Origin of the sequence: Kitasatospora sp. NPDC127067 (assembly GCF_042724755.1) — a bacterium.
Taxonomy (GTDB): Bacteria; Actinomycetota; Actinomycetes; order Streptomycetales; family Streptomycetaceae; genus Kitasatospora; species Kitasatospora lactacystinica.
On the sequence record NZ_JBHXEM010000253.1, the window covers coordinates 1 to 4,304 of the forward strand.

The window sequence follows — 4,304 nt, forward strand, 5'->3', positions numbered from 1 at the left end:
ATGGTACTGCAGGGGGGACCCTGTGGGAGAGTAGGACGCCGCCGAACAATTATTCAGAAGAACCCCCATCCGGGATCCGGATGGGGGTTCTTCGCGTTTCCAGGACCGTACGATCTATTCGTCGGAGCCAGAGCCAGAGCCAGAGCCAGAGCCAGAGCCGGAGGCGGACTCCGATCCCGTCCCGGGGCGCGGCTTTTCGGTGGGCTCCTGCCCTTGGGCCTGGGCCTGCTGCTGGTCATCCGGACGCGGCGTCCGGGAAGCCTGCGGTGCCGGCGAGGGCTGACTCGACCCCTGACCCGACGGCTGGTCCGTTGCCGGAACCGATGGCTGATCCGTTGCCTGAGCCGGTTCGGCGGTTGCCACCGAGCTCTCCGCCGTCCCCCAGGCCGGGCGGCCGAGCCACTTGTCCGCGCTGTTGGTGAGACGGGCGACACCCGTACCGTCCGGCCGCATGCTGTAGAGGTCGGCGCCGGCACCCGAGGGGGCCTGGGCGAAGACGATGGACTTGCCGTCGGGCGCGTAGGCGGCGGCGCCGTAGAAGATGTCCGAGGGTGCGGGGGTGAGGGCGCCGATGGCGCTGCCGTCGGGGTGCACGGTGTAGATGCCGCCGCCGGGGGCGTTGTCGGGGCCGGCCGGGTAGGTGGTGAAGAGGATCCGGGTGCCGTCGGGGGACCAGTCCGCACGGTCGCCCGCGCGCAGTTCCCAGGGGGTGAGCTGGCGCAGCCCGGTGCCGTCCGCGCTGACGACGTAGATGGCGCGGCTGCCGGCGGGTTGCCCGGTGGCGCTGGTGCGGTACTCGAAGGTGAGCTGCTTCCCGTCGGGGGACCAGCTGGGGTTGCTGACGATGCCGGAGTAGGGCTTGTCGTTGGTGAGGAAGGTGAGCCGCTGGACGTCGGTGCCCTCGGGGCTCATCAGGTAGAGGTCCGAGTACTGGATCTGGCGGCTGCCGGTCGAGTCCTGGACGCCCCAGGATCGGCTGAAGGCGACCTGCTTGCCGTCCGGGGAGAAGGCGGGGGCCCGTTCGTCCTCGTTGGCGCAGTCGGCGGTGCCGCTGTCGCAGAGCTGGTTGATCTGGTGTTCGGGGCCGCCGTTGGTGGGGACGGTCCAGAGCCGGGCGGTGCCGCTCTGCGGGTCGGTGCGGTCGAAGGCGATGGTGGTGCCGTCGGGGGACCAGTCCGGGCGGTCGTCGAGGGCGCGGGCCGGCGGCTTGGTGACCTGGTGCTGGCCGGTGCCGTCGGGGGAGAGGGTGACGATCGCGCTGCTGGTGCGGGCGGAGTCGGTGTAGGCGCGGCTGACGATCAGCCCGTTGTGCGCGGTGGCCGCGGGCGCTCCGACGGCCGCACCGACCACACCGGGGGTTTCGGCGGGTCTCGCCTCGGGGGTGCTGGTGGGAGTCTCCGGCCGGATCTCGGAGAGCGGGATCTCCCCGGGTTCGGCTCCGCAGCCGGTGAGCAGGGTGCCCAGAAGCAGAAGGCCCGCACCGGCGCTCGCGCGGGTGCGGGCCCTGCCCGTGGGTGACTGCCGTGTGCCGGTGGTGATCCGTGCCATCTCCGCCTCCGAGCCTTTCGACCGTTCCGACGTGTGCCCCCGCCGCGGATTCAGGACGAAGGCCCCTGGAAGGAGCTGTCACTGTGTCAGACGGGGGGCGTCGGCGGTCGGGCGACACGCGACGGAGAGTTCTCGCTCGGTCGCACGGAGTAGACGGACGGGGGAGGCGGGGAGGTCGGGAGAAGGGGGGGAGAAGAGAGGAGAAAGGAGAGGAGAGAGGGGAGGAGAAAGAGCTGTCAGCCCCGGGCGGCGCGGCGCTCGGCCCGGGCGAGGGCCTCCGCCTCGTCCTCGGCCTCGGCGACCTCCAGGGTGGGGGCGGTGCCGCCGAGGTGGGCGGGCAGCCACCAGGTGTCGTCCTGGCCGGAGGGCTTGGCGGGGTACTCGCGCTGGGCCTGGTCGAGCATCTCGCTCATGGCGGCGCGCAGCCGTCGGGTGACCATCACGGGCTTGTCGTTCGGTCCGAGGTGGATCGGTTCGCCGATCATGATGGTGACCGGGACGTGCCGCTTGGTGAGGGTCTTCGGGCGGCCCTTGGTCCAGAGCTGCTGGGTGCCCCAGAGCACGACGGGCAGCAGCGGGGTGCCGGAGTCGGCTGCCATCCGGGCGGCGCCGGTCTTGAACTTCTTCAGCATGAAGGAGCGGCTGATGGTCGCTTCGGGGAACACCCCGACCACCTCGCCGGCCTTGAGGGCGCGCACGGCGGCCTCGTACGCGGGCTGCCCGTCGGTTCGGTCCACCGGGATGTGCTTCATGCCGCGCATCAGCGGACCGGAGATCCGGTGCTTGAAGACGTCGTCCTTGGCCATGAAGCGGGTCTTGCGCTTGCCGCCGCGGTACGCGCCGAGGCCTGCGAAGAGGAAGTCCAGGTAGCTGATGTGGTTGCTGACCAGTACCGCTCCCCCCCTGGCGGGGATGTGTTCGGCGCCCACGATCTTGATCCGCACGTCGAGCGCGCGGAAGGCGGTGAGTGCGGCGCCGATCACCGGCGGGTACACGAACTCTGCCACGGTCAGTCCTGACTTCCACGGGTCGGAGCCCGGTTCGGCGGGTACCCGCTCCGTTGTGCGGGCGGCGCCGACCGGAGCACGGCACTCCGCGGCGGTCACGGGTGATTCACGGAGATGATCCCCCGAACGAGTGCCTGCTGTCACCTGAGGCGTGCGGTCAAGCGAATTTTGGCGGTGTGATCTCCGTGATGAATTCGAACGGGAACTTTTCGGCCGCGCACATCACGCGCCGGCGGTGAGTCGGCCCTGGGCGCGCCGGACCAGGGGGTAGAGCTCGCTGCCCACGCAGTAGCCGAACGCGGCGTTGGCGAAGGCGGCGGTGAGGGCGGCCGAGCAGGCCAGCGCACCGAGCCAGGTCACCTCGGCGCAGTAGCCGAGGGCGCCGACCGCGGTGAACACCATGAGGATGCCCTGGTCGAAGCGGAGCGGCCGCTCGTCCTCGGTCTCGGAGGGCGGTGCGAGCCGGGGGAGCACGAGCGCCTGGAACAGCCGGACGTACGGGGCCATGCGCAGGCCGCCGAAGGCACCGAGGGCCAGGACGAGCGTCTGGGCGGCCAGGAGGGGGCAGTTGCCAGTGCGCAGGACGACGGCCAGGACGATGGAGGTGAGCGCTGCGGCGAGGCGGGAGCCGCGGGGATCGGTCTGCAACGGTGGCTCCGGGGGTCGCGACGGGCGGCGGCAGCGGCGGGGCGTCGGCGGCGGGCGTCAGCGTCGTCGGTGGAGGACGGCCCGGGCCGTGGCGGTGACGCGGCGGCAGGCCGGCGGCGGCGTTGGGCGACAGTCGGAATCCACCGGCCGATCGTACGTGGCCGGGCCCCGGCGGTCGACCGTGTTTCGGGCGCGGAGGGCCCTGCCGCAGACTGGGGGGATGACCTGGCCGCCGGTGCGTGTTGTGGTGCCTCGACGGTGGCCGGGACCGGCTCGCTGTGGGCCGGGCGCGGGGCCGGGAGAGAGACGGGAGGCCGAGGGTTGAGCACCGAGGACGGGGCGGTACGGCTGTCGGAGGCGGAGTTGGGCGGGCCGCTCGGTGCGCGGGCGACGCTGGTGCAGTTCTCGACGGCCTTCTGCCAGCCGTGCCGGGCCACCCGGAGGGTGCTCTCCGAGGTGGCCGGGATGGTCGACGGGGTCGAGCACGTCGAGGTGGACGCGGAGGAGCGGCTGGAGCTGGTCCGCCGGCTGGAGGTCCGGCGGACGCCGACCGTCCTGGTGCTGGACGGGGAGGGCCGGGTGGTGCGGCGGGCGGCGGGGCAGCCGCGCAGGGTGGACGTGATCGCGGCGCTCGGGCGCGTGGTGTGAGCAATCCGGCGGCAGTTGTTCCGCCCCGTCGGGTGGAGTCGGCTCCGGGCTGGGGCAGGATGGGCGCAGGCGGCGGGAGCGGCCGCACGGCATAAGCTACTGGCCAGTAGTGACCACTGCACTACCGGCGAGTATGCTGCCAGGAAGTTCCGGACCGGCACGGGAATTCGCTGCCCGGAGCGGGTGCGTGCCGTGTTCGCGCCCGCTTGCACCGCCGCAGCCGCCGGACGAGACCAGTACAGGAGACAAGGCCGTGAGCTTGAGGATCGTTGTCTGTGTGAAGCACGTGCCGGACGCGACGGGTGACCGTCGTTTCGCGGACGACCACACCACCGACCGGGAGGGTGTGGACGGCCTGCTGTCGGAGCTGGACGAGTACGGCGTGGAGCAGGCGCTGCGGATCGCGGAGGCGAACGAGGGCGCCGAGGTGACGGTGCTGACGGTGGGGCCGGA

Annotated in this window: 4 protein-coding genes and 1 pseudogene; 2 read left to right on the top strand and 3 right to left on the bottom strand. The window is 72.0% G+C overall.

The genetic code is table 11. The features are described 5' to 3' along the window. Positions 1-114 precede the first annotated feature (114 nt). From ACFWJ4_RS40910 to ACFWJ4_RS40920, 3 genes are all read right to left on the bottom strand, one after another. Positions 115-1,548, bottom strand: a complete 1,434-nt coding sequence (locus ACFWJ4_RS40910) for a hypothetical protein (RefSeq protein WP_380554367.1) — start codon at positions 1,546-1,548, stop codon at positions 115-117. Positions 1,549-1,784: 236 nt separating this feature from the next. After that, positions 1,785-2,555: a lysophospholipid acyltransferase family protein gene (locus ACFWJ4_RS40915; RefSeq protein WP_380554370.1), complete on the bottom strand. Its 771-nt coding sequence runs from the start codon at positions 2,553-2,555 to the stop codon at positions 1,785-1,787. Between the two features lie 222 nt (positions 2,556-2,777). Beyond that, on the bottom strand, positions 2,778-3,203 hold the full coding sequence (locus ACFWJ4_RS40920) for a DUF4395 domain-containing protein (protein ID WP_359915560.1): 426 nt from the start codon (positions 3,201-3,203) through the stop codon (positions 2,778-2,780). 321 nt (positions 3,204-3,524) lie between these two features. Here ACFWJ4_RS40920 and ACFWJ4_RS40925 point away from each other — a divergent pair, with 321 nt between their 5' ends. Both ACFWJ4_RS40925 and ACFWJ4_RS40930 read left to right on the top strand, forming a co-directional pair. Then, positions 3,525-3,851 carry a thioredoxin family protein gene (locus tag ACFWJ4_RS40925; RefSeq protein ID WP_359915558.1) on the top strand — a complete coding sequence of 109 codons (327 nt, stop codon included), beginning with the start codon at positions 3,525-3,527 and terminating at the stop codon, positions 3,849-3,851. A gap of 253 nt (positions 3,852-4,104) precedes the next feature. Continuing rightward, positions 4,105-4,304: pseudogene (locus ACFWJ4_RS40930) on the top strand (electron transfer flavoprotein subunit beta); the annotation flags it as partial.